Raw genomic sequence first — 25,871 nt, 5'->3', positions numbered from 1 at the left:
GTATCAAATCACTGTTTTAATAGGGTGAAGTAGCATTCATCTTCATTTTAGAAAACTTAATCATTTTTTAACAACGTTACCTATTGACTTAAATGCAATGCAGGTTTATTATTTTCTATTGTATTAAAAAACAGCTTAAAAATTTAAAAATAAAACCCCTTCAATAGACAGCAATATTTTGCACGTATAATTGAAGATTTTAAAACCAATTTATAATTACTTTTGTAATTTTAAACTCTGACTTTTTACGTATATTATTCAAAAATGAATAGCATTAAATTATCATAAATTTTAAAAGGAGGTTTCAATATGGAAACTTTATCATCGGTAAACATTCCTAGACGTGAAGATGATACACATAAAGGTGATTATGGCAGAATCCTTTTAATTGGAGGTAATGCAAACTTAGGTGGCGCAATCATGCTTGCAGCACGTGCATGTGTTTATAGTGGCAGTGGGCTAATAACAGTAGCTACACACCCAACGAACCATGCTGCACTACATTCTCGTTGTCCTGAAGCAATGGTCATTGATATTAATGATACAAAAATGTTAACAAAAATGATTGAAAACACAGATTGTATCTTAATCGGCCCTGGATTAGGTTGTGATTTCAAAGGTAATAACGCAATCACATTCTTATTACAAAATATTCAACCGCATCAAACGCTAATCGTAGATGGCGATGCTATAACGATTTTCAGTAAATTGAAACCTGAAATACCTGCTTGTCATGTCATTTTTACACCACATCAAAAAGAATGGGAACGTTTAAGTGGTATTCCAATTGAGGAACAAACATATGAACGTAATCGTGAAGCAGCAGATCGTATTGGAGCAACTATTGTCCTAAAAATGCATGGTACGGAGATTTATTTCAAAGACAAAGATTATAAATTACCAATCGGCACGCCTGCTATGGCAACCGGAGGCATGGGTGATACCCTAGCTGGAATGATTACGAGTTTCGTCGGGCAGTTTGATGACACTCAGGAAGCTGTCACAAGTGCAACATACGCACATAGCTTCATTGGTGAACAGTTAGCAGAGAAAATGTATGTCGTCCCGCCATCAAGACTTATAAGCGAAATCCCACATGCCATGAAATCATTAGAAAGCTAATTTATAACGAAAAAAGACCTACCTTAATGAGGTAGGTCTTTTTATATGTGTATTTATATTTAATCAAAGATTATTCTTCTTCGTTGTCATCGCTATCTGCATTATCGATATCTTCGTTAACACGATCCATAAAGTCTTCTCTTACTTCTTTACGGCCATCTTCTTCAGAGTTGTCATCTTCAACTTCTGTATGAATACCATTTCCTGGTGTGTTATCTTCTACAACTGCTTCATTACTAGATGACGCATCTTGTGATTCAGAATCCGTTGTTTGAGCATTTGTTAAACTTGCTTCATTTGCTTCAGATTCTTCAATTGCTTCAACTTCTTCTTCATCTTCCTCGTTTACTATAGCTACCGTAGATACAAATTGATTATCATCTAATTTGATTAATCTCACACCTTGGGCTGCACGACCATTTTGTGAAATGTCATTTACATCAATACGAATAATAACACCAGAATTCGTTACAACCATCAAGTCTTCTTCTCCTGTGACTGATGTTATACAAACAATATTACCATTACGTTCAGTAATCGTAGCAGTCTTAATACCTTTACCGCCACGGTTTGATAATCTGTAATCTCCTACAGGTGTACGTTTACCGTAACCATTTTCAGTAACGACTAGGATTTCATCATCCTGTTCCGCTTTAGTAACATCTAAGCCGACAACTTTATCCCCTTCTCTAAGCGTAATACCTTTCACACCTGCCGCTGTACGACCAAGTGGACGTAATGCAGTTTCGTGGAAGCGAATTAATGACGCATGCGCAGTACCGATAAGAATATCAGTTTCACCATCTGTAAGACGTACTGCAATCAGTTCATCATCATCTTTAAAGTTGATAGCAATCTTACCGTTTCTGTTTATGCGTGAGAAGTTGCTTAACGCAGAACGTTTAACTCTACCTTTTAATGTTGCAAATACAAGGTAATCTTCTTCACTTTCTAAATCTTTAACGGCAATCATTGTACTGATAGATTCATCACTATCTAACTCTATGGCATTGACTACTGGAATACCTTTAGACTGACGTGAGAGTTCTGGTACTTCGTAACCTTTAAGTTTATAAACACGACCTTTATTCGTAAAGAATAAAACGTGATCATGTGTACTTAACGTTACGAGTTGACTAACGAAGTCTTCTTCGAGTGTATTCATACCTTGTACACCACGGCCACCACGATGTTGTGATCTATATGTTGAAACAGGTAGACGTTTAATATAGTTATTATGACTTAATGTAATGACAATTTGTTCTTCAGGGATTAAGTCTTCATCTTCAATATTATCAAGTCCACCAAGTTGAATTTCAGTTTTACGTTCGTCACCGAAACGATCACGAACATCAATCAATTCATCACGCACGATTTGTAAAAGCTTTTCTTCATCTGCAAGAATTGCTTTTAACTCTTCGATATAAGCAATTAAATCATTGTATTCTGATTCAATCTTATCGCGTTCTAAACCAGTTAAACGTCTTAAACGCATGTCTAATATCGCTTGAGCTTGACGTTCAGATAACTTAAATTGCTCTTGCAAGCTTGCCATCGCAATTTTGTCGTTATCTGATTCACGTATTACTCTAATGATTTCATCAATATGATCCAGTGCAATTCTTAAGCCTTCTAAAATATGTGCACGGTCTAATGCTTTTTTCAAGTTGTATTCAGTACGTCTTCTTACAACTACTTTTTGGTGATCTAAATATTCAACCAATGCTTCTTTAAGCGTGATAAGTCTCGGTCTACCATTTACCAATGCAATCATGTTTACACCAAATGATGTTTGTAACGGTGTTTGTTTATACAAGTTATTTAGAACAACACTTGCGTTTGCGTCTTTACGAACATCAATTACGACACGTACACCTGTACGTAAACTTGTTTCATCACGTAAATCTGTAATACCTTCTATTTTTTTATCACGAGCTAATTCAGCGATTTTTTCTATCATACGCGCTTTATTGACTTGGTATGGTACTTCAGTCACTACGATACGTTGACGTCCGCCACCGCGCTCTTCTATTTCAGCACGAGAACGCATTATAACCGAACCACGTCCAGTTTCAAATGCACGACGGATGCCACTTTTACCTAGAATTAAAGCACCTGTAGGGAAATCAGGACCTTGGACATCTTCCATTAATTCAGAAATTGTGATGTCAGGGTTATAACTTAAACTTAATACGCCGTTAATAACTTCTGTTAAGTTATGCGGTGGAATATTAGTAGCCATACCAACAGCGATACCTGAAGCACCGTTAACTAGTAAGTTCGGGAACCTTGATGGTAAGACTGACGGCTCTCTTTCATTACCATCATAGTTATCTATGAAATCAATTGTATTTTTGTTAAGGTCTCTCAACATTTCAAGCGTAATTTTAGACATACGTGCTTCTGTATAACGCATCGCAGCAGCACCATCGCCGTCCATTGAACCAAAGTTACCTTGACCATCAATTAAAGGATATCGATAGCTGAAGTCCTGTGCCATTCTTACCATTGCTTCATAAATCGATGAGTCACCATGTGGGTGATATTTACCCATTACGTCCCCAACAATACGTGCAGATTTTTTATATGATTTGTCAGGTGTCATACCTTGTTCATGTAATCCGTATAATATACGTCGATGTACTGGTTTTAATCCATCTCTAACGTCTGGCAAAGCACGTGAGACAATAACGCTCATCGCATAATCTAAGAACGATTCGCGCATTTCATTGGTTATATTTCGTTCATTAATTCTTGATTCAGGTAGTTCAGCCATCAAGATATCCTCCTTCAAAAATTCAGTTCATTGTATTAGAAATCTAAGTTCGCATAGACTGCGTTATCTTCAATAAACTGTCTACGATTCTCAACAACATCGCCCATCAACATTTCAAATACTTGGTCTGCTTCTATAGCATCATCGAGTGATACTTGTAGTAACGCTCTATGTTCAGGATTCATTGTAGTTTCCCACAATTGATCCGCATTCATTTCACCGAGACCTTTGTAACGTGAAATCGACCATTTTGGACTTGGGTCTAGTTCTTCTTTAAGCTTATCTAATTCACGTTCGTTAAACACGTAATATTTTTGTTTACCTTGCGTCAATTTGAAAAGTGGTGGCTGCGCAATATACACATATCCCGCTTCTAATAACGGTCTCATAAAGCGATAGAAGAATGTTAAAAGCAATGTTCTAATGTGCGCGCCATCGACATCGGCATCTGTCATAAGGACAATCTTGTGATAACGTGCTTTACTCAAATCAAATTCTCCGCCAATTCCTGTACCAAAAGCAGTAATCATTGAACGAATTTCATTGTTATTTAGTATTCTATCTAATCGTGCTTTCTCAACATTTAAAATCTTACCACGTAATGGTAAAATCGCCTGTGTCTCTGAATCACGGCCTGATTTTGTAGACCCTCCGGCAGAGTCACCCTCGACGATAAAGATTTCACTTCGAGATGGATCTTTACTAGAACAGTCTGCAAGTTTACCAGGTAGACTTGAGATTTCCAATGCAGATTTACGGCGTGTAACTTCACGTGCTTTTTTAGCTGCAAGACGTGCATGTGACGCCATAATACTTTTCTCAACGACAATACGTCCGACTTGTGGATTTTCGTATAAGAATCTTTCAAACAATTCAGCAAATAGTTTATCAACGACTTGACGCACTTCTGAGTTACCAAGTTTCGTCTTAGTTTGTCCCTCAAATTGTGGATCACTATGTTTGATAGAAACGACCGCTGTTAAACCTTCACGTGTATCCTCACCTGAAAGTCGCTCTTTATCTTCTTTGATTATTTTACTGTTTAGGCCATAGCTGTTTAGCACACGAGAAAGCGCACGTTTGAATCCTTCTTCGTGCGTACCGCCTTCGTATGTGTGAATGTTGTTCGCATATGTTAATAAGTTAGTTGCATAACCTTTGTTATATTGTAATGCGATTTCAACTTCAATGTCATCTTTTGATTCATGCACATAAATCGGTTCATCATGAAGTGGTTCTTTCGTTTCATTCAACATTTCTACGTAAGATTTAATACCACCCTCATAGTGATATGAGTCTTCTCTTACTTCTTCTTCACGTTCATCTTTTAACGTAATTGAAATACCTTTATTTAAGAAAGCAAGCTCTCTTGTACGCTGTTGTAATGTATCATAGTTATATTCTGTAGTTTCAGTGAAGATCTCAGGATCCGCTTTAAAACGAATTACTGTACCAGTAGGCTTATCAGTTTCCCCGATGACTTTCAAATCAAATTGAGGTACCCCTTTTTTATAAGCCTGATGATAAATTTCGTTATCTTTATAAACGTACACTTCTAAATCTTCAGACAAGGCGTTAACTACTGATGAACCTACACCATGTAGTCCACCAGACACTTTATATCCGCCGCCGCCGAATTTACCGCCAGCATGAAGCACTGTCAAAATAACTTCTACAGCAGGACGTCCCATTTTTTCTTGAATACCTACTGGAATTCCTCGTCCGTTATCAGTAACTTTTATCCAATTATCTTTTTCTATAACAATTTCAACTTCGTCGGCATATCCAGCAAGTGCCTCATCGATACTATTATCGACAATCTCCCATACAAGATGATGCAAACCTCTTGCTGAAGTTGAACCTATATACATACCTGGTCGTTTACGAACCGCTTCTAGACCTTCTAATACTTGAATCTGACCAGCACCATAATCTTCCGTGTTGTTCACATCTGACAATGCTTCCACCTTCACTTTCTATTACTTTATAATTTCGCCTTGGTTGATGCGATAAAGTTTAGCGTTCTTCATAATTTCATGCTCTATACCGTCGACTGATGTTGTAGTTACAAAAGTCTGCACTTTATGTTGAATTGTGCTTAATAAATGCGACTGCCGTGAATCATCTAATTCACTTAATACATCATCTAGCAATAAGATAGGGTACTCTCCTACTTCGATATTCATTAACTCGATTTCTGCGAGTTTTATCGATAAAGCAGTAGTCCTTTGTTGGCCTTGAGAACCATACGTCTGAGCATCCATACCATTTACATTGAAACCTAAATCATCTCTGTGAGGACCGTATAAACAAACGCCTCTATCTTTCTCGCGTTCCATATTGTCATTGAGCAAAGTTAAGACTTCTTCTAAGCGTTCCGTCTCACTTTTCTCTTCATCGCTGAGTTTTATACTAGGCAAATATTTTAATGACAATGTCTCACGTTCGTCCGTTATCCCAGAATGGATAGGCTTAGCTAGTGATTCAAGTTCTTTAATAAAATGTTCACGTCTGAGCGTAATTTTGAGCGCATACGCTGCAAATTGTTGATTTAAGACATCTAGCATTGTGCTATCTGTCTTTTGACCATATTGCAGCTGCTTCAAATAATTATTTTTTTGTTTTAAAATTCGCTGGTACTGAGACAAATCATTTAAGTATACTGCAGAAATTTGTCCAAGCTCCATATCTATAAATCTGCGTCTAATTTGTGGTGATCCTTTGACAATATTTAAATCTTCAGGCGCAAACAATACGACGTTCAAGTGACCAATATATTGAGTCAGTCTACTTTGTTCCAAGTGATTAATTTTAACTTGCTTACCTTTTTTGGTTATAAACATCGTTAAAGGCATTTCACCGTATCTATAACTAAGTTCACCTTCTATTTTAGCATAGTCCATACCGAAACGTATAAGTTCCTTGTCATTGGACGTTCTATGACTTTTAGCCAACGCTAATGTATAAATAGATTCAAGGAGGTTTGTCTTCCCTTGTGCATTCTCACCTATCAATATATTTACCTCTGGATGACAATCAAGGGTAACTGAATCATAGTTACGATAATTTTCTATCTGGAGTGTCTTTAATCTCATTCTTCACCTTGATGTAAAATAACAAATGAACCGATTTCTGGTATGACAATGCTATCTTGATGGTTTAACTTTTTACCGCGACGTGTTTCACGTTCGTCATTTATCAAGACATCAAAATCTTGTAAGAACCATTTTGCTTGTCCACCAGATTCGATAATACCTTCTGTCTTTAGAAATTGCCCTAAAGTAATGTCTCCATCAACGATTACCTCTTCAACCAAATCAATCACTCCGTTTCTTTTAAGCTCACTAATATATTATACCTTTTTTCACGAAAAATTTCATGTAAAATACAGTGTGTAAGCGTATTCTTATAACTAATTTCCACTTCTTTTTAATAATTATCTACAAAGCCCGTTATAGTAGTTGTTTTACATGTAATATTATATCAAATTTCGAGTAGTTTTAATCCGATTTTATGATTCTCTATCCGTAATTTTCAAATATAATTCGAAATTATATCTTCATTTTTAATATTTGAGATTTTAAATGACATTTAAAGCGTGTTTTAGACGCATTTTAAAATTCTATTAAAATACCCTAACAATTAACTATAAATGCTTATATTTAATCTCTCAGTGCCTTTAAAAATGAAATATACCACTTAAAATACTTCTGAAATTTAAGCTTGTCTTAAAAAATGTCCCCTGCTTTATTTATATACACGCATATAGACCAGTAATTACTTTCGAATTTAAAAATGAATAGAAAAAAACCTAGACAAAATAAATTGTCTAGGGATAAGTTATTAATTTCTAATATGTTCTGATTGGTAGAATTAATTGTGTTACCGAATCATCGTCTTTAGGTTTTAAAATAAATGGTTTCATTGTGCCGAAGAATTCTATTTCGACTTCGTCATTATCAATTGCTTTCAATGCATCCATCATATATTTCGAGTTGAATGAAATCTTCAAGTTGCCACCATCAACGTTACTTGCTTTAACGTCTTCGTTAACAGTACCAATTTCAGGAGATGTTGAAGATAATTCTACTAATTCATTACCAGTACTTAATTTAATAACGTTATTACCACCTTCACGTGCTAATAATGATGCACGATCGATTGCATGATAGAATTCACCGTTATTAATGCCTAATTTAATTTCGTAATTCTCTGGGAATAAACGAGATGTATCAGGATAGTGCCCTTCTAATAAACGTGAAATAAAGTTCACATTGCCAACTTTGAACAGTACTTGGTTTGATGCAAAGAAGATATCAATCTCTTCTTCACTATCTGTCATTATTTTATTTAACTCTGATAATGCTTTACCTGGAATGATGACATTTTTATTTTCTGACTCGTCTTCTAATGCCACTTTTCTTACAGCCAAGCGATGCGAATCAGTAGCTGTGCATATTAATTCACTATCTTGTATAAGCCAGTTAACACCAGTGAGTACTGGGCGTGTTTCTGAGGTGGACACTGCGAAATTCGTCTGTGCTATCACGTTTTTAAGTACTTTTACAGATAATTGAATCGCATCATCGCGAGAAACTTGTGGTAATAATGGATATTGATCTGGATCTAAACCACTTAAGTTAAATTCAGAATGGCCTGAAGTAATTAATGTTTGAAATTGTTCATTTGTAGAAAGTTTTACTTCTTTACCAGGTAATTTTTTAATGATGTCTACGAAGAAACGACCAGGGAGTACGACTGATCCAGTTTCTGCAACTTCTATAATGTCTTCACCATCAACTTGTTTAGGTATAGTGATTTCGATAGATATTTCTGAGTCAGAACCAGTAAGTATCACTTCGTTATTTTTAACTTCAATTTTTATACCAGTTAATATTGGTAATGTAGTTCTTGGTGAGATGGCTTTTAATGTGTCATTTAATTGAGCAATAAAATAATCTCTTCTTATTGTGAATTCCATCTAATTTTCAAACTCCTTCCAGTCGTTTATATATAAATTATATAGGTTTTAAAACAGTAGTAATAGTAGTAGGGCTTGTGGATTACGGGATAACTTATATGAATTCAGGTATGACATTATTTAACGACTGTGGATAACTTGTGCACAGTGTGTATGACTTTTACACATTATCCACAATTCCCCAAAATTTATCGTTACTACGTTATTCCTCATTTTTCTACAATTAATCTGTTATAGTACAGTTTTTTTATTGATTTCTAATTTCTTTTTCCAAGTTTTCAAGTTCTTGTTTAAAAGTTGAATCACTACTTACTTCTTTAGCTATTTTTTCATGTGCATGGATAACCGTAGTATGATCACGACCACCAAACTCTTCACCAATTTTAGGTAATGAAAAATCAGTTAGCTCACGTGATAGGTACATTGCAATTTGGCGCGGATAAGCAATGGATTTTGTACGTTTTTTAGCACTAAAATCTTCAATTCTTACGTTATAGTATTGTCCAACTATTTTTTGAATGTCCTGAATCGTGATTTTTTTCGATTTTGGCGCTTGGATAATATCTTTTAAGGCTGCAGCAGTTAATTCAGTTGTAATCGGTTGGCCTTGAAGTTTAGAAAATGCTAATACACGAGTGAGTGCACCTTCAAGTTCACGAATATTAGACTGGATTTGATTAGCAATATAAGTTAATGCTTCAGTTGGAATATTTAAATTTTCTTCTCCAATTTTTTTCTGCAAAATAGCCATTCTTGTCTCGTAATCAGGAGGCGTAATATCAACGATTAATCCCCACTCAAAGCGAGAACGCAAACGATCTTCTAATTTAGCAATTTCTTTCGGCGGTCTATCACTCGAAATAACAATTTGTTTGTTTGCTTGATGTAATTCATTAAAAGTATGGAAAAATTCTTCTTGCGTTTGCTCTTTATTTTGGATGAATTGAATATCATCTATTAATAAAACGTCAATATTACGGTATTTTTCTCTAAAACGTTCAGTTTTATTATCACGAATAGATTTAATAAATTCATTAGTAAATTTTTCACTAGACGTGTAAATAACTTTAGTATCAGGATTGTTTTCCAATACATAATGACCAATTGCATGCATTAGATGCGTTTTTCCTAAACCAACGCCACCATAAATGAAGAGCGGGTTATAGGCTTGAGCAGGTGCTTCGGCAACAGCAAGACTTGCTGCATGAGGAAATCTATTGCCAGGTCCGATCACAAAAGTATCAAAAGTATTGTGTGTATTGAATTGTTCGCCGCCAATGACAGCTTCATCTACACCTGGTGTATACTTTTTCTTTTGTGGCATCTCCTGACTTGTGTGTTGATTTTCACCGGACTTTAAACTCTCTAACTGATCTTCAGAATAGAAAACTGGCATAATTTCATGACCGATTGCCTCATATAATGCAGTTTGAATAATTTCAACATAATGTGTTTTTAACCAATTGGCAACAAATGGATCATCGATAACAACGATAGCTTCATCATTTTGCAATGAGTAAAGCTTAGTATCTTTAAGGAAAGTTTGATAGCTAGGATAACTTACTTTCTCTTGAGCCAAGGTTAGGACTTTTTCCCAAATTTCTTTTTCTGACATATGATTAAACTCCAACTTTCATAAATTTTAAAAGTTATACACAAAAACAACAGGCTTAAATAAAACTAATCACAGCATGTTGATAATTATCCACAAGTTACACACAATCAGTGGATAACTATTTACTAACTATGATTTATACACAGCTGTTTAGTATATAATTCAATAAAGTAAACCCTGTATCTATCAATATTTACATGACTTATCCACACAATTATACTTTTTAACAATGACCAATGTCAAATGGCTGTGAATATGTTGTTAAAACGTAGATGACCTTGTTAATAACATATATATTATCCACAAAAATAGAAAACTTAATTGTGCATAAGTGGATAACTTAGAGGAACAAACAGTATATCAAAAATTTAGCCATTTGTGAGCTTGGGAAATAATTTATAAAGATTGTATGGAAAATGTATAAAGAAAATGTATAAAGAAAAATGAAGGTAATGCGGTTTATTTTTTAGATAGTGATATTTCTACTATAATAGGGTGAAGTTAGGGAATTTATAATTCAACACTTCCTTATATGCAATTGAATTTGGAAGTGTTTTGATTTTGCCTATAAAATTGCAAAGACTCAAATTGATGCTTGCTTTATAAAATATATTTTGTTATATTGTAGAAGTTGCTTGAATTATGACTAGAAATTAATAACAGTTAAATCAAGACTTAAGAGCAGAAGCGTATATTAATTTATCTATTATAATAGTTAGATAACCGAATAAAGATGGAGGTGTTTTTGCATGGTAAAACGTACTTATCAACCAAATAAACGTAAACATAGTAAAGTTCATGGTTTCAGAAAACGCATGAGCACAAAAAATGGTCGTAAAGTTTTGGCGCGTCGTCGTCGTAAAGGCCGCAAAGTACTATCAGCATAAGATCACTGACTCATCAGTGGTCTTTTTTTTGGTTTTAATGAAGGAAAATGACAGGAAATTACGTTAATTTTCGTTAGTAATTTAAGAAAATTAGTGATATAGATTAAACATATATAAAACATAATACATCTAATGAAGAGATAAGTGAGTGATGGTTGGTGGAAAAAGCGTATCGAATTAAAAAAAATGGTGATTTTCAATTTATTTATAAAAAAGGGAAATCAGTCGCTAATAGACAATTTGTAGTATACACAAAAACCAACAAAAATTTAGAACATTTCCGCCTAGGAATAAGTGTTTCTAAAAAAATAGGTAATGCTGTAGTCAGAACCCGTATTAAGAGAGCTATTCGTGAAAACTTCAAGGTACACAAAGAAGACATGATACCATTAGATATTGTAGTAATAGCGAGGAAGCCAGCTAAAGATATGGATACGTTACAAATTCAAGCGAGTCTTGAACATGTATTGAAAATAGCCAAGGCTTTTAATAAGCGTATCTAAGTAGGGTAGGGGAGCGGTTAATTAGACTATCGTTAGTCTAACCTCAGACAAACCTAAGACTAACTGTGTATTTTTTTCAATCAAGATGTTCGCTTTTTGATAGGAAACTCTTTACAATATTATAATGATAAAATTTAGACAATAAAGGAGGCGAGATGGATGATGGATTTAGATACAATAACGAGTATATCCACGCCAATGGGCGAAGGTGCGATAGGTATTGTACGTTTATCTGGTGCTGATGCAGTTAACGTTGCTGACAAGTTATTTAAAGGAAAACAAAAACTTGTAGACGTAACATCTCATACAATTAATTATGGTCATATTATTGACCCGGAATCAGAAGAAGTTATAGAGGAAGTAATGGTTTCTGTGCTACGTGCACCGAAGACTTTTACCCGTGAAGATATTGTTGAAATCAACTGTCACGGTGGTATTTTAACAATTAATAGAGTGCTTGAATTAACAATGAGTAATGGGGCACGTATGGCTGAGCCAGGAGAATTTACGAAACGTGCGTTCTTAAATGGACGTATTGATTTATCTCAAGCGGAAGCGGTAATGGATTTTATTCGTTCTAAAACCGATCGTGCATCAAAAGTTGCAATGAATCAAATAGAAGGCCGTTTGAGTGATATGATTAAGCGACAGCGACAATCCATTCTCGAAATCCTTGCACAAGTCGAAGTTAATATAGATTACCCAGAATATGATGACGTAGAGGACGCTACTACAGAATTTTTATTAGGTAAATCAAGTGAAATTAAAGAAGAGATTAATAAATTATTAGAAACTGGTACGCAAGGTAAGATTATGAGAGAAGGTTTGTCTACAGTAATTGTCGGTAAACCGAATGTTGGTAAATCATCAATGCTTAATAATCTAATCCAAGATAATAAAGCTATTGTTACAGAAGTGCCAGGAACGACACGAGATACATTAGAAGAATACGTTAACGTTCGAGGTGTACCACTAAGATTAGTAGACACAGCAGGTATTCGTGAAACTGAAGATATTGTAGAGCGCATAGGTGTTGAACGTTCTCGAAAAGCATTGGGCGAGGCTGACTTAATCTTATTTGTATTAAATTATAACGAAGCGCTCTCTGAAGAAGACCGTAAACTTTATGAAGTAATCAAAAATGAAGACGCGATTGTTATTGTAAATAAAATGGATTTAGATAAACAATTGGATATAGATGAAGTTAAAGCAATGGTTGGAGATATGCCGTTAATCCAAACTTCTATGTTAAAGCAAGAAGGAATAGATCAATTAGAAATACAGATTAGAGATTTATTCTTTGGTGGCGATGTTCAAAATCAAGATATGACGTATGTATCTAATTCAAGGCATATTTCATTGTTAAAAGAGGCTAGGAATACAATTCAAGATGCAATAGATGCAGCAGAATCAGATATACCAATGGATATGATTCAAATTGACTTAACGAGAACTTGGGAAATATTAGGTGAAATCATCGGAGAATCCGCAAGTGATGAATTGATAGATCAATTATTTAGTCAGTTCTGTTTAGGAAAATAATAAGGAGGAAAATAGTATGGCTCAAGAATATGATGTAATAGTAATAGGAGCCGGGCATGCTGGTATTGAAGCAGGACTTGCTTCAGCTCGACGTGGTGCAAAAACGCTGATGTTAACAATTAACTTAGATAATATCGCGTTTATGCCATGTAATCCATCAGTTGGTGGACCGGCAAAAGGAATCGTCGTGCGTGAAATAGATGCCTTAGGTGGACAAATGGCCAAAACGATTGATAAAACGCACATTCAAATGCGTATGTTAAACACGGGTAAAGGCCCAGCAGTGAGAGCATTACGTGCACAAGCAGATAAAGTATTGTATCAACAAGAAATGAAAAAAGTAATTGAAGATGAAGAAAACCTTGATATTATGCAAGGCATGGTAGATGACTTAATGATTGAAGATGATGTGATTAAAGGCGTACGTACTAATATTGGAACAGAATACTGGGCAGAGGCAGTTATTATTACAACAGGTACATTTTTACGTGGTGAAATCATCTTAGGAAACATGAAATATTCAAGTGGCCCTAACCACCAATTACCATCTATTTCATTAGCTGATAATTTAAGAAACCTTGGTTTCGAAGTTGTTAGATTTAAGACAGGTACACCACCTCGTGTAAATGCGAAAACAATTGATTATTCTAAAACTGAAATCCAACCAGGTGACGATGTAGGTAGAGCGTTTAGTTTTGAAACTACTGAATACATCTTAGATCAATTACCATGTTGGTTAACATATACAAATGCTGATACACACCAAGTGATTGATGATAATTTACATCTATCAGCAATGTATTCAGGAATGATTAAAGGTACAGGTCCAAGATATTGTCCATCAATTGAAGATAAATTTGTGCGTTTCAACGATAAACCACGTCACCAATTATTCTTAGAACCAGAAGGACGTAATACGAATGAAGTTTACGTACAAGGATTATCTACAAGTCTTCCAGAACATGTACAAAGACAAATGGTAGAAACAATCCCTGGTCTAGAAAAAGCAGACATGATGCGTGCAGGATATGCAATTGAATACGATGCACTCGTACCTACACAATTATGGCCAACACTTGAAACTAAAAAAATCAAAAACTTGTACACTGCTGGTCAAATCAACGGTACATCAGGTTATGAAGAAGCGGCTGGACAAGGTATTATGGCTGGTATTAATGCAGCAGCTAGAGTACAAAATAAAGATGAAGTTGTATTAAGCCGTTCTGACGCATATATCGGTGTATTAATTGATGATCTTGTTACGAAAGGTACAAATGAACCTTACCGTTTATTAACTTCTCGTGCAGAGTACCGTCTATTAATAAGACATGATAACGCAGATTTACGTCTAACTGATTTAGGTCATGAATTAGGAATGATTTCTGAAGAGCGTTATGCACGTTTTAATGCAAAACGAGACATGATAAAATCAGAACAAGAACGTTTAGCTAGCATCCGAGTGAAACCACATGATCGCGTTCAAGAAATTATTGAAGCACAAGGTGGTTCTCGCTTGAAAGATGGTATTTTAGCATTAGAATTGTTACGTCGTCCTGAAATGACTTACGACCTAATTCTTGAAATTCTGGATGAATCACATGTACTTCCATCTGATGTTGAAGAACAAGTAGAAATTCAAACGAAATACGAAGGCTACATCAACAAGTCGTTACAACAAGTTGAAAAAGTAAAACGTATGGAAGAGAAAAAAATTCCAGAAGACTTAGATTACAGTGTGGTAGATAGTTTAGCGACTGAAGCGCGTGAAAAATTAACAGAAGTTAAGCCATTAAACATTGCGCAAGCTTCTCGTATATCTGGTGTGAATCCAGCTGATATCTCAATTTTACTTGTTTTTCTTGAACAAGGAAAAATCCAAAGGGTGAAAAATTAAGATGAGTGTAGAATGGTTAACTAAGCAACTCAGTACACAAGGAATAGAACTTTCTGAAGAACAACAACGACAATTTCAAACGTATTATCAAATGCTTGTTGAATGGAATAAAAAAATAAATTTAACAAGTATCACTGAAGAACATGAAGTGTATTTGAAACATTTTTATGATTCAATTGCGCCAAGTTTTTATACGGATTTGACTAAAGAATTAACAATCTGTGATATAGGTGCTGGTGCTGGTTTCCCAAGCATTCCTTTGAAAATTATTTATCCGAATTTAAAAGTTACAATTGTAGATTCGTTAAATAAACGTATAAAATTTTTGAATCAATTAGCGGAAGCGCTAGACCTTGAAAACGTAAATTTCGTGCATGATCGTGCCGAAACGTTTGGCAAAGGAGTCTACAGGGAGTCTTATGATATTGTAACTGCACGTGCTGTTGCTAGACTTTCAGTATTAAGTGAATTGTGTCTGCCTTTAGTTAAGAAAGGCGGTCAATTCATCGCTTTAAAATCTTCTAAAGGTGAAGAAGAATTAGAAGAAGCACGTTTCGGTTTAGGTATCTTGGGTGGTAAAGTTCGAGAAACAATTTCATATGAATTGCCAGAAGAAGCAGGCGAGAGACAAATGATCCTTATAGACAAGAGAAGTCAGACACCTAAGAAGTATCCTAGAAAACCAGGAACACCGAATAAGTCTCCATTGCTTAACAAGTAAATGCAAATCAATACAATTAATTTAGAGGGAGCGCATGGAAAATGAAGAAACCTTTTTCTAAATTATTTGGTTTAAAGAACAAAGATGACATTGTTGGTTATATTGAAGAAGATCATAATAATAGCGTCGAATCTATTCATATCGAACGTATTGTGCCAAACCGTTATCAACCAAGACAAGTATTTGAGCCAAATAAGATAAAAGAACTCGCAGAATCAATAGAAGAACATGGTTTGTTACAGCCTATCGTCGTACGTCCAATAGAAGAAGATATGTTTGAAATTATTGCTGGTGAACGTAGATTTAGAGCGTTTCAATCACTTGGTAAAACACACGCAGAAGTCATTATTAGATATTTAGATGATGAAGAGACTGCAGTGGTTGCACTTATTGAAAATATTCAACGTGAAAACCTATCTGTCGTTGAAGAAGCGGAAGCATATAAAAAGTTATTGGAAATCGGGGATACCACACAGAGTGAATTAGCTAAAAGTGTTGGTAAAAGTCAAAGTTTCATAGCTAATAAACTGCGTTTATTAAAATTAGCACCTAAAGTCATCGAACGTTTACGTGAAGGTAAGATTACTGAACGTCACGCTCGTGCAATGTTAAGTTTGTCAGAAGAAGATCAAGAAATAATGGTTGAAACTGTTATTAGCCAGAAGCTAAATGTAAAACAAACAGAAGCACGAGTGAAACAAAAAGTTGGCCCTGAAAAGGTGACGGCTCAAACATTTGGATTTGAAAAAGACTTAACTGACGCACGTGATGCAGTTGGTAAAAGTCTTGAAAGTATTGAAAAAAGCGGTATTAAGTATGAACATCAAGCTAAAGATCATGACGACTATTATGAAATAAAGATTAAATTATACAAACGTTAATATAACCAAAATAAAACAATCTGGGAAATAGATCCTAGATTAAATCACTGACTGTTAGAATCCTAGTTGGAAATCTAACAGTCTTTTTTATGTTTAAATTTTATTAAGTTAATATAAAAATTCCATTGTAATATTGTGATAAATCAGAAACTGTGATTAAATTAAGAAAACGCTTACACATTATCTAAAGGGGGGGATGATAATATGATCACGTTTATCGTATCTATTATTTTATTAGTTATAGGTTATTTCACTTATGGTAAATACATCGATAAGATGTTTGGCACAAAAGTAGAACGACCGACGCCAGCATTTCATCAAAGGGACGATGTCGATTACTTACCGATGAAGACATCATCTAATTCACTGATTCAGTTATTAAACATCGCTGGTGTTGGTCCTATTTTCGGACCAATTATGGGAGCACTTTATGGGCCTGTCGCATTTATTTGGATTGTTGTGGGTTGTATTTTTGCAGGGGCGGTTCACGACTATTTAACTGGGATGATTTCAATCAGAAATAAAGGCGCTCATTTACCTGAGCTTGCTGGTAAGTTTTTAGGAAAAGTGATGAAACACTTTGTTAATATTTTTTCTATTTTATTATTACTTTTAACAGGGACAGTATTTGTTACAAGCCCGGCATTATTATTACATAATTTATTAGACGGACGTATTGCATTAGGTATCATTATTTTTGTTATCTTTATTTATTACGTTCTTTCTACAATTTTACCTATTGATAAAATTATTGGTCGTATTTATCCAATATTTGGGGCATTATTATTAATCAGTGCGGTTGGTATAGGGTTCCGTCTTATTCAAACGGGCGCACCGATTCCAGAAATTAATTTAAAAAACATGCATCCTGATGGGGCGTCTATTTTCCCATTATTATTCTTCACGATTACTTGTGGGGCATTATCTGGTTTCCATGCGACTCAAACACCAATTATTTCTAGAACAACGAAAAAAGAAAATAATGGTCGTTTTATCTTTTACGGCATGATGATTGCTGAAGGGATTATCGCTATGATTTGGGCAGCAGCAGGCATGAGTCTATTTAATGGTTACAATGGACTTAGTGATGTATTAGCCCGTGGTGAGGCAGCATTAGTGGTAAGTGAAGCTTCTCATCTATTATTAGGTTCTGTATTTGGAACAATGGCAGTGTTAGGCGTAATCATCTTACCGATTACAAGTGGGGACACATCTTTCCGTAGTGCTAGAATGATTATTGCGGATTATTTAAATTATGGTCAACGTAGTGTTGTCAAAAGAATTATCGTAGCTGCACCATTATTTGTAATTAGTTTCGGTTTGACTCAAGTAGATTTCACAGTACTTTGGCGTTATTTCTCTTGGGCTAACCAAACAACTGCCACTGTTGCGTTATGGGTCGGGGCTATGTATCTACTCATGGCTAAAAAGAATTTCTGGGTTGCAGCAATACCAGCCGTGTTCATGACATGGAATATATTTACGTATATTCTTAGTCAGCCAATTGGTTTAGGATTAGATCTTACATTAAGCTATGTGTTAGCGTTTGGCCTGACGATACTATGGATTCTGTACTTTGGTTATCAATATAAGAAAATCACTGCAGGTGAAGAATTTGAATTAGATCACCAAATTCAATATCAGCAACAAACAACTTAAGTTTTTATATTGGCAGTATTTGGATGATAGTTAGTCTTTAGGGAGCGGAATACGGAATCAGATTTTGATTTCTATCTCGCTCCCTTTGTGCTGTCTAAAGGTAGTCTTAAAAACATTGATATCATAGGTGTAAAAGCATTTTGACAATTGAAAAGGTGCATATGTCAAAGAACTTTGGTAGTCTAATAATGATTTCCATATTAATCTCAAGTCAAAGGAGCATGACAATGAATTTAGGTTCTCAAATTAAGTATTTCAGACAGCGTGATTATTTATCTCAAGAAGATTTAGCAGAGAAATTATATGTTTCACGACAAACAATTTCTAATTGGGAGAATGATAAGAGTTATCCAGATGTTCATAATTTACTTATGCTTAGTTCATTGTTTGATGTTTCTTTAGACGATTTAGTCAAAGGAGACGTGGAGATTATGGAACAGAAATTAAAGCAAACGAACTTTAACTTGTGGTCACATTTAATGGTGTGGCCGATGTTATTAGCAGCGATTTTATTTGGTCCAGCAATTTATTATTGGGGAACGATTGGCATAGTCATTGAGGTTGTGCTATTTATTATTGCGATGTACGCTTCTATCAAAGTAGATTTAATTAAGAAGTCTAATAATATGCAAACTTACGATCGAATCGTAGCTTTTATGAAGGGTGAAGATCCTAATGAGGTTAATACTACAAAACTAAGAAATACCCTAACATTTATATATACCTTCGTATTAACCGTAGGCGGTTTTTTAATCATTATGTTATTAAGTATGTATTTTTTTAAATAAAAAATATAGTAAAAGCATCTTTCAAATTTTGAGAGATGCTTTTTTATGTAAACGGGACTGAATGAACTTTTTAGTGTTTTTATAACTTCCATTAAGAATTATCGCAATAAAGATTTGAATGACCAGTTTAGTAGTAATCAACTCCCTACAATTTAATAAATATATTTGTAGATTATGTACATAATGAAATACCTTAAAAATCAAGATACATGCATGCTTATCGGTATTCATTTCAAAAAAGTATCATTAATATCAAGGGAATTTTTACATTTAAATTGCATTTGATTTAAAAGAGTAAAAAACTACCTTAATTTAAGAAAGCGTTTACAAATAATAAATAAGGTGATATATTAACGTTAATTTGGTTAGTTAAATTAACAAACCAACTAAAATAAGGGGGAATTGCTAAAAGTTAACGCGTAAAAATAACTATACATATTACTGGTTTGGACATTCTAATTTATGAATAGTTGTTTTGTTAATCATCTATGAGCAGACATACATTAAAAATTAATGGGGTGGGGTTATGTCCGATAGTTATGATTCTAAACAAAGTGATAAGAATGAACGATTAGGAATGCCAGAGAAACTTACTTTTGGTATCGGGGATTTTGGAGCAAATTATAGTTGGACCTTTATTGCATCTTTTATAATAATTTATATGACTGATGTAGTGGGTATTGCTGGTGCTGTTATCGGTACTATCATTCTAATTTGTCGATTTGCAGATGGTTTTTCGGATTTGTTTATGGGAAGTATTATTGACAATACAAATACAAAGATGGGCAAGGCTAAGCCATGGGTCTTTTGGACTGCTCCTATATTAGGTATTTTAACAATTTTATTATTTAACGTGCCACAATCACTTGGAGATACTGGAAAAATCACTTATATATTCATAGTATACTCCTTGATATCAGTCGTTTTTTACACTGCTAATAATGTTGCGTATTCTTCACTTGTGTCGTTTATGACAAAGAATGAAACTGACCGTGTTTCATTGGGAAGTATTCGTTTTATTTTTGCTAACTTAAGTGTATTGTGTATTACGACATTTACCACATTTTTAGTTAATGGATTTGGTGGTGGTCAACAAGGTTGGACGGTTACATCTATTATTTATGGGGCATTATGTGCTATACCATTAATGATTGCAGGATATTTTGTAACAGAAAGAAACGTCGCAACTAAGAAATATGACCACATTGATAAAAAAGGTGTCAAAAAACAAAAAAAACGAATACCTTTTACATTAATTATAAAAACATTAATAACAGAAAAATACTTTCTTATTACTATTGTTTTATATTTACTATGGTATTTACGTCAAACAGATAATAGCATGAGAATATATTATGCTACGTATATTTTTAACGATGAAAATGTTATGGCACTTTTAAGTTTTTCTACTTTAATCCCAACAATTTTAGGTTTACTTCTTGCAGCTAAATTTTCAGAAAAGGTTGGAATTAAGAAAAGTATCATTATTGGTTTAGTAATATCAATTATTTCTTATATCATTATGAGTTTGTTCTCGGAAAACTTAACTATGTTAGTTATAGGTTTAGTTATAAATGGTATAGGAATCGTACCATTTACTGCTGCACTAAGTGGTATTGTTGCAGATATTGGCGATATTATATATTGGAAAACAGGGGTTCCAGTACAAGGCTCAGTGTTTAGTTTGGCTAGTGCTGGGATGAAAATCGGATCCGGTCTACAGTCAGCTATTGTAGGGTGGTCATTGTCTATCGGTGGTTATGTCGCAGGAGCTTCAATACAATCTGAAAGTACTATTTTTGCCATAAAATCGATGCAAATATACTTTCCGTTTTTAATGGTTACACTAATAATGATTGTCACATTCTTTTTAAATTATGAAAAATTCATAGATAAAGTTAAGGACCAAATAAGAAATAATGAAGTGGGAGAATTGAGAAATAAACAAATATATAAATAAGTGGAGGTTATATTATGTCAAAAAAATTATATGTAGCTAAAACAGGATCAGATTTTGCTAAAGGGTCTGAGGATGAGCCATTACTAACAATTAACAAAGCGGCTTCGATTGCGTTACCAGGGGATACTGTAATCGTTCATGAAGGCGTATATAGAGAAGAAATAAACGACATAAATTCAGGATTAAGCGAGTCTCGCAGAATTACATTTGAAAGTGCAAAAAATGAAAAAGTTACTATAAAAGGCTCTGAAGAAATAAACGATTGGCATCTTGTAGAAGGAAATATATGGAAAGTAGAAGTGCCTAATCAATTATTCAAAACATTTAATCCGTTTTCAGTGAAATTATTTGGTGATTGGCTTGAGGTTGATAATAACCAGACTTTAGGGCAAGTCTATTTAAATGGTTATGCACTATTTGAAGTAAGTACTTTTGATAGATTGAAAAATCCACAAAGAATCGAAAAAGTATTTGATCATTGGACTGAAAAAGAAGTTGATTTTGATTACGCTGATTTATCGACATTTTTATGGTATGCGGAAGTAAATGAAAATAGTACTACAATTTACGCTAATTTTCAAAACAATAATCCAAATGAAGAATTAATAGAAATCAACGTCAGAGAACACGTATTTTCGCCAAATCAAACACATACTAATTATATAACGATTCGTAATTTTGAATTAGCGCACGCTGCAACACAATGGTCTCCACCTACAGCTAAACAAACTGGTTTGATTGATACGAATTGGAGTAAAAAATGGATCGTAGAAAATAATTATATACATGATTCAATGTGTAGTGGTGTTTCAATTGGTAAAGAGATATCTACCGGACAAAACTTTAGTTCAATTAGAAAAGATAAACCTGGCTATCAATACCAAATAGAAACAGTTTTTAGTGCTGTTAACGCTGATTGGAATAAAGAAACGATAGGATCACACATTATTAGAAATAATAAAATTAGCGATTGTGGACAAAATGCTATTGTGGGACATTTAGGGTGCGCTTTTAGTGAAATATATAATAACCACATCTTTAATATTGGTAATAGAAGAGCGTTTTTCGGATATGAAATTGCTGGTATTAAACTACATGCGGCTTTAGATACACAAGTTTATAATAATTACGTTCATAACTGCTCTTTAGGTATGTGGTTTGATTGGCAAACTCAAGGAACAAGAATTAGTAAAAATATATTTAATGAAAATACAAGGGATCTTTTTGTAGAAGTGACAAGCGGACCTTATCTCGTCGATAATAATATATTAACTGCTGATTACGCTTTAGATAATCATGCACAAGGTGGTGCTTACGTTAATAATATTATTAACGGTGAAATGGTTCATAGATTGATGCTAGATAGATCAACGCCTTATCATGTGCCACATAGTACATTAGTCGCTGGATTTGCTCCGGTCTATGGAGGAGACGATAGATTCTACAATAATATATTTATAGGGAAAAATGCTGTAAATAATATTGGAACTGAACTGTATAATGGTTATACAACATCTTTAGAAGAATATAAGTATTTGGTCTCTCAAGAAGAAGGAGATCACCAAGCGTATCATAAAATAAAACAACCTGTTTTTATTAACAATAATGCTTATTTCAATAAAGCCAAACACTTTGAAAAAGAAGAAAATAATTTAATAGATGAGAACTTTAATCCTGCATTATCTTTAGAAGAAGAATCAGAAGGTTTATATCTTAACATTTCATTACCACCATCATTTTTTGAAATTAAAGGAGAAACCCAATCAAGTGATACTTTACCTAAAGTAAGACTAGTAGATGCAGACTTTGAAAGTCCGAACGAAACGCCAATCAGTATTAATACTGATTTAGTAGAAAATATGAGAACGGATACTACACTGTTAGGACCAATTGAAAGTTTACAAGCTGGTGAAAACAAAGTGTTAATTTGGAAACGTGCTGAAATTTAAGAATATCTAAAGGACTAAGTCATTATGATACAGATAAAACGCACAAGATAATTAAAGTACTCTATCTTTAATAAATGTGATTCGACCACAATTTGAAGCCCCCCTAAAATCTAAATTTTAGGGGGGGCTTTTTCATTTATTTGAAACATTGTTAGCTCAGAGGCTGACTATTTTAATTTTGGTTTTTAAGTTTATGAAAAGACTTCTTTTAATATCTTTTTGCTGGTATCATGCTTATCTTTTGTCATAAGTCTGTTAATCAATTTAGAATATTGGATGTTTTTAATGTTCTTCAATTGATTTGCTAATTGTCTTTCATCAGACGGTACTTCAGGGAAATCACCTAATTCAAATATATCAAAGTAAAAACCAACATCATTTTGATAATTTTTATCATCTTCTTGAAGTAAAAATATAGGTTTACTTAAGTGAGCGTAATCAAATATTGTCGATGAATAATCTGTAATCATTGCATCAGCTATAATATAAAGTTCTTGAATATCTATAAATTCATTATAAAAGCAGTGTATTCTAGAACTTAAATTATTATATTTATTTCTCAACTTACTTTCGTTGGGATGAAGTTTGACGATGATTTCATAATCTTTTGGTAAATAATCGAGTAAAAGTCGTAAATCCATGTTTGTTAAAGATTCTCTTTCATCGTTTCTCCATGTTGGACAGTATAAAATGATTGTTTTATTTTCAAAATCTTTAATCATATATTTATTTAAAATTCTTGTTTTTTCGAAATCATTATTATGTTCAAGAAGATATTCATTTCTAGGAGCGCCTAAAGTTAAAATATTTAAATGGTTATTTTCTTCTAATTTAAAAGCTGACTTTAATAGCAATTTATTGATATCTGAGGAAGTAAATAAATAATCCCATTTATTCATACGGGGTAAAAATTGTTTTAATTGTAATTCTTTATCTTGATTGTTTTCTAAATCATTAACCATTTTTTTGAGTGGAAAGCCATGCCAAGTTTGTATAAATACTTGTTTATCATGCTTATATACTTTGTCCCATGAATTGCCATTCATAAAGACATACTTACATTTACGGAATGATTTGATGTATTGATCAGTTCCGAACCTCACTGGTATGAAACCGTGATTTCTAATTTCAATATCTACTAATGAATTGATGGAACTTACAAAAATCTTTTTTTCTTTATAAAGTTCTTTGATTTTCAATGCAATATATTTAGGATCTCCACTAAAATTATTACCATGGAAGGATTCTATAAAAACCTTAGTTTCCTCAGGCTCAATTTTATCTAACACCTTTACTTGTAGCTTGTTTTTTCTATAATTATAAAAAGATTTCATTTTCTTGAAGAAATAATTATTAGTTAATAAACGCTTAAGCATTTTATTCTTTTTCAATTTTTCATATAAATCTCTTTTACTATTTAATTTATTAAGTTTAGTGTCTGATTGATCGATATTATATTTTATCTCTTTATTCGTAGTTAAAAAAGTTTGTTGATTTTCATGTTCAGCGATTTTACTAATGTATTCATCTATATAAGAATCATTTTTAAATTCATTTGTTAAATATGTTACATCTTTAATTCTATCTTCACTGGTGTATTTATGATTTAATAATGTTAATAATTTTTTACTGTCTTCAACAATATCTTTTTGTAAAAACTCAATACAATGATATTTACTATATATTTCTTTTAAAACATCGTCTCTCCCAGGATAGATGAGCGCTCTATTTCCTAACATGATAGTTTCTAAAATAGAATAGCCTAAAGTCTCATAATGCGATGTAGAAATATAAATATAATTGAGCGGTTCTTTTTCATTAATAAAAACATTATGATCTAAATTGTAATATCTCACTAAGTTTTTATATAAATTTTCTGAAGGGCCATATCCAATAATGTATAAATGTATATCTTCATAATTTCTATTATTAACAATATAATTCATTAGTTTTATAATATAAGATATATCTTTTACACCATCTTCAAACCTAGATTTAATTAAAAAATTTCTTTTTGTATTAATAGGTTTGTCACATATATCTACATGTTCTGCATTTACGTATTGATTAAAGACAGATTTAAATTTATATTTCTTTTGGAATTTTTCTTTAATTGATGGTGTACTAACTCTAATTGAATCTATAGCATCTAAACATAAATCAATATCATCATTTATATATTCCAATGGTCCGTGTATTTCGCCAACAATTTTTATGTTATTCTTTTCTTCTTTAACTGATCGTGCGTATTTAAATAAATCCTCTCTAGTTATAATTAATATGTCTCCATCGGCTAAAGCTTTTGGGTTATTTAATTGAAAAACTCTAAAGTTCGCATAATCAATGTCTTCATGTATTATTAATTTCGTAATTTGATTAATTTCAAAATTATTATAGTTAAAATAGTTCACAGTATGAGCTTTATTTAAAAACGCTTTTATTAAATTAATATTACTTCTAGAAGTACCCCCTTTTGAAAAAATATTAAATCCCACTATATTAATATTCACGTTATCCCCCCATATTTCAGCATTCCCAAAATTAAATAAAAAGCATTGATAATACCTATATTTAATATCTATATATTATGTTC

At 33.2% G+C, this 25,871-nt stretch carries 18 protein-coding genes; 11 read left to right on the top strand and 7 right to left on the bottom strand.

Annotated elements, in window-relative coordinates; all coding sequences use genetic code 11:
- Positions 1-309 precede the first annotated feature (309 nt).
- A complete protein-coding gene (locus tag NSR03_RS13920; RefSeq protein WP_046465665.1) occupies positions 310-1,122 on the top strand; it encodes an NAD(P)H-hydrate dehydratase in 813 nt (270 codons plus the stop codon).
- Between the two features lie 70 nt (positions 1,123-1,192).
- Here the strand turns inward: NSR03_RS13920 and gyrA are convergent, their stop codons facing one another.
- The 6 genes from gyrA to dnaA form a co-directional block, all read right to left on the bottom strand.
- The gene (gyrA, locus tag NSR03_RS13915; protein WP_046465664.1) at positions 1,193-3,898 is read right to left on the bottom strand and encodes a DNA gyrase subunit A; all 2,706 of its coding nucleotides are present in this window, start codon (positions 3,896-3,898) and stop codon (positions 1,193-1,195) included.
- A 35-nt stretch (positions 3,899-3,933) separates the two neighbouring features.
- Positions 3,934-5,865 (bottom strand): DNA topoisomerase (ATP-hydrolyzing) subunit B, encoded by a 1,932-nt coding sequence (gene gyrB, locus NSR03_RS13910; RefSeq protein ID WP_172457950.1) that lies wholly within the window; start codon positions 5,863-5,865, stop codon positions 3,934-3,936.
- A 12-nt stretch (positions 5,866-5,877) separates the two neighbouring features.
- The gene (gene recF / locus NSR03_RS13905; protein ID WP_002511869.1) at positions 5,878-6,993 is read right to left on the bottom strand and encodes a DNA replication/repair protein RecF; all 1,116 of its coding nucleotides are present in this window, start codon (positions 6,991-6,993) and stop codon (positions 5,878-5,880) included.
- Complete coding sequence (yaaA, locus tag NSR03_RS13900) at positions 6,990-7,223, bottom strand: S4 domain-containing protein YaaA (protein ID WP_172457949.1); 234 nt, start codon at positions 7,221-7,223, stop codon at positions 6,990-6,992. The genes recF and yaaA overlap by 4 nt, the downstream gene beginning before the upstream one ends.
- Before the next feature lie 525 nt (positions 7,224-7,748).
- A complete protein-coding gene (gene dnaN / locus NSR03_RS13895; RefSeq protein WP_002506215.1) occupies positions 7,749-8,879 on the bottom strand; it encodes a DNA polymerase III subunit beta in 1,131 nt (376 codons plus the stop codon).
- 247 nt (positions 8,880-9,126) lie between these two features.
- Positions 9,127-10,494: a chromosomal replication initiator protein DnaA gene (dnaA, locus tag NSR03_RS13890; protein WP_069820754.1), complete on the bottom strand. Its 1,368-nt coding sequence runs from the start codon at positions 10,492-10,494 to the stop codon at positions 9,127-9,129.
- Between the two features lie 749 nt (positions 10,495-11,243).
- On the opposite strand from dnaA, the gene rpmH reads away from it, so the two are divergent.
- The 10 genes from rpmH (at position 11,244) to NSR03_RS13840 (ending at position 23,278) form a co-directional block, all read left to right on the top strand.
- Complete coding sequence (rpmH, locus tag NSR03_RS13885) at positions 11,244-11,381, top strand: 50S ribosomal protein L34 (RefSeq protein WP_000240855.1); 138 nt, start codon at positions 11,244-11,246, stop codon at positions 11,379-11,381.
- Between the two features lie 158 nt (positions 11,382-11,539).
- Positions 11,540-11,884: a ribonuclease P protein component gene (rnpA, locus tag NSR03_RS13880; protein WP_069820773.1), complete on the top strand. Its 345-nt coding sequence runs from the start codon at positions 11,540-11,542 to the stop codon at positions 11,882-11,884.
- 162 nt (positions 11,885-12,046) lie between these two features.
- A complete protein-coding gene (gene mnmE, locus NSR03_RS13875; RefSeq protein WP_031266010.1) occupies positions 12,047-13,426 on the top strand; it encodes a tRNA uridine-5-carboxymethylaminomethyl(34) synthesis GTPase MnmE in 1,380 nt (459 codons plus the stop codon).
- Positions 13,427-13,442: 16 nt separating this feature from the next.
- Positions 13,443-15,320, top strand: coding sequence for a tRNA uridine-5-carboxymethylaminomethyl(34) synthesis enzyme MnmG (gene mnmG, locus NSR03_RS13870; RefSeq protein WP_002506211.1), 1,878 nt, complete (start codon positions 13,443-13,445; stop codon positions 15,318-15,320).
- A 1-nt stretch (position 15,321) separates the two neighbouring features.
- The gene (gene rsmG, locus NSR03_RS13865; RefSeq protein ID WP_064783315.1) at positions 15,322-16,041 is read left to right on the top strand and encodes a 16S rRNA (guanine(527)-N(7))-methyltransferase RsmG; all 720 of its coding nucleotides are present in this window, start codon (positions 15,322-15,324) and stop codon (positions 16,039-16,041) included.
- 41 nt (positions 16,042-16,082) lie between these two features.
- On the top strand, positions 16,083-16,922 hold the full coding sequence (locus NSR03_RS13860) for a ParB/RepB/Spo0J family partition protein (RefSeq protein WP_002506209.1): 840 nt from the start codon (positions 16,083-16,085) through the stop codon (positions 16,920-16,922).
- A 204-nt stretch (positions 16,923-17,126) separates the two neighbouring features.
- Entirely contained in the window at positions 17,127-18,581 is a 1,455-nt protein-coding gene (locus NSR03_RS13855; RefSeq protein WP_002506208.1) for a carbon starvation CstA family protein, read from the top strand.
- Between the two features lie 227 nt (positions 18,582-18,808).
- On the top strand, positions 18,809-19,369 hold the full coding sequence (locus tag NSR03_RS13850; protein WP_002506207.1) for a helix-turn-helix domain-containing protein: 561 nt from the start codon (positions 18,809-18,811) through the stop codon (positions 19,367-19,369).
- A 526-nt stretch (positions 19,370-19,895) separates the two neighbouring features.
- On the top strand, positions 19,896-21,329 hold the full coding sequence (locus tag NSR03_RS13845) for an MFS transporter (protein WP_069820752.1): 1,434 nt from the start codon (positions 19,896-19,898) through the stop codon (positions 21,327-21,329).
- Positions 21,330-21,343: 14 nt separating this feature from the next.
- The gene (locus tag NSR03_RS13840) at positions 21,344-23,278 is read left to right on the top strand and encodes a right-handed parallel beta-helix repeat-containing protein (RefSeq protein WP_069802550.1); all 1,935 of its coding nucleotides are present in this window, start codon (positions 21,344-21,346) and stop codon (positions 23,276-23,278) included.
- A 191-nt stretch (positions 23,279-23,469) separates the two neighbouring features.
- Here the strand turns inward: NSR03_RS13840 and NSR03_RS13835 are convergent, their stop codons facing one another.
- Entirely contained in the window at positions 23,470-25,788 is a 2,319-nt protein-coding gene (locus NSR03_RS13835; RefSeq protein ID WP_002511877.1) for a CDP-glycerol glycerophosphotransferase family protein, read from the bottom strand.
- Between the last annotated feature and the right edge of the window lie 83 nt (positions 25,789-25,871).

Origin of the sequence: Staphylococcus sp. FSL W8-1207, from assembly GCF_038003745.1 — a bacterium.
GTDB classification, from domain to species: Bacteria; Bacillota; Bacilli; order Staphylococcales; family Staphylococcaceae; genus Staphylococcus; species Staphylococcus equorum.
Note: the sequence above shows the minus strand (reverse complement) of the source record. Positions and strands in the feature narration are given on the sequence as shown.

What these genes read in the sequence shown, in the direction of transcription:
- NSR03_RS13920 (WP_046465665.1), top strand. Translation starts at nt 310, where the DNA reads ATGGAAACTTTATCATCGGTAAACATTCCTAGACGTGAAGATGATACA.
- dnaA (WP_069820754.1), bottom strand. Translation starts at nt 10,494, where the DNA reads ATGTCAGAAAAAGAAATTTGGGAAAAAGTCCTAACCTTGGCTCAAGAG.
- rpmH (WP_000240855.1), top strand. Translation starts at nt 11,244, where the DNA reads ATGGTAAAACGTACTTATCAACCAAATAAACGTAAACATAGTAAAGTT.
- mnmE (WP_031266010.1), top strand. Translation starts at nt 12,047, where the DNA reads ATGGATTTAGATACAATAACGAGTATATCCACGCCAATGGGCGAAGGT.
- rsmG (WP_064783315.1), top strand. Translation starts at nt 15,322, where the DNA reads ATGAGTGTAGAATGGTTAACTAAGCAACTCAGTACACAAGGAATAGAA.
- NSR03_RS13845 (WP_069820752.1), top strand. Translation starts at nt 19,896, where the DNA reads ATGTCCGATAGTTATGATTCTAAACAAAGTGATAAGAATGAACGATTA.
- recF (WP_002511869.1), bottom strand. Translation starts at nt 6,993, where the DNA reads ATGAGATTAAAGACACTCCAGATAGAAAATTATCGTAACTATGATTCA.
- NSR03_RS13840 (WP_069802550.1), top strand. Translation starts at nt 21,344, where the DNA reads ATGTCAAAAAAATTATATGTAGCTAAAACAGGATCAGATTTTGCTAAA.
- mnmG (WP_002506211.1), top strand. Translation starts at nt 13,443, where the DNA reads ATGGCTCAAGAATATGATGTAATAGTAATAGGAGCCGGGCATGCTGGT.
- NSR03_RS13860 (WP_002506209.1), top strand. Translation starts at nt 16,083, where the DNA reads ATGAAGAAACCTTTTTCTAAATTATTTGGTTTAAAGAACAAAGATGAC.
- NSR03_RS13855 (WP_002506208.1), top strand. Translation starts at nt 17,127, where the DNA reads ATGATCACGTTTATCGTATCTATTATTTTATTAGTTATAGGTTATTTC.
- dnaN (WP_002506215.1), bottom strand. Translation starts at nt 8,879, where the DNA reads ATGGAATTCACAATAAGAAGAGATTATTTTATTGCTCAATTAAATGAC.
- gyrA (WP_046465664.1), bottom strand. Translation starts at nt 3,898, where the DNA reads ATGGCTGAACTACCTGAATCAAGAATTAATGAACGAAATATAACCAAT.
- NSR03_RS13850 (WP_002506207.1), top strand. Translation starts at nt 18,809, where the DNA reads ATGAATTTAGGTTCTCAAATTAAGTATTTCAGACAGCGTGATTATTTA.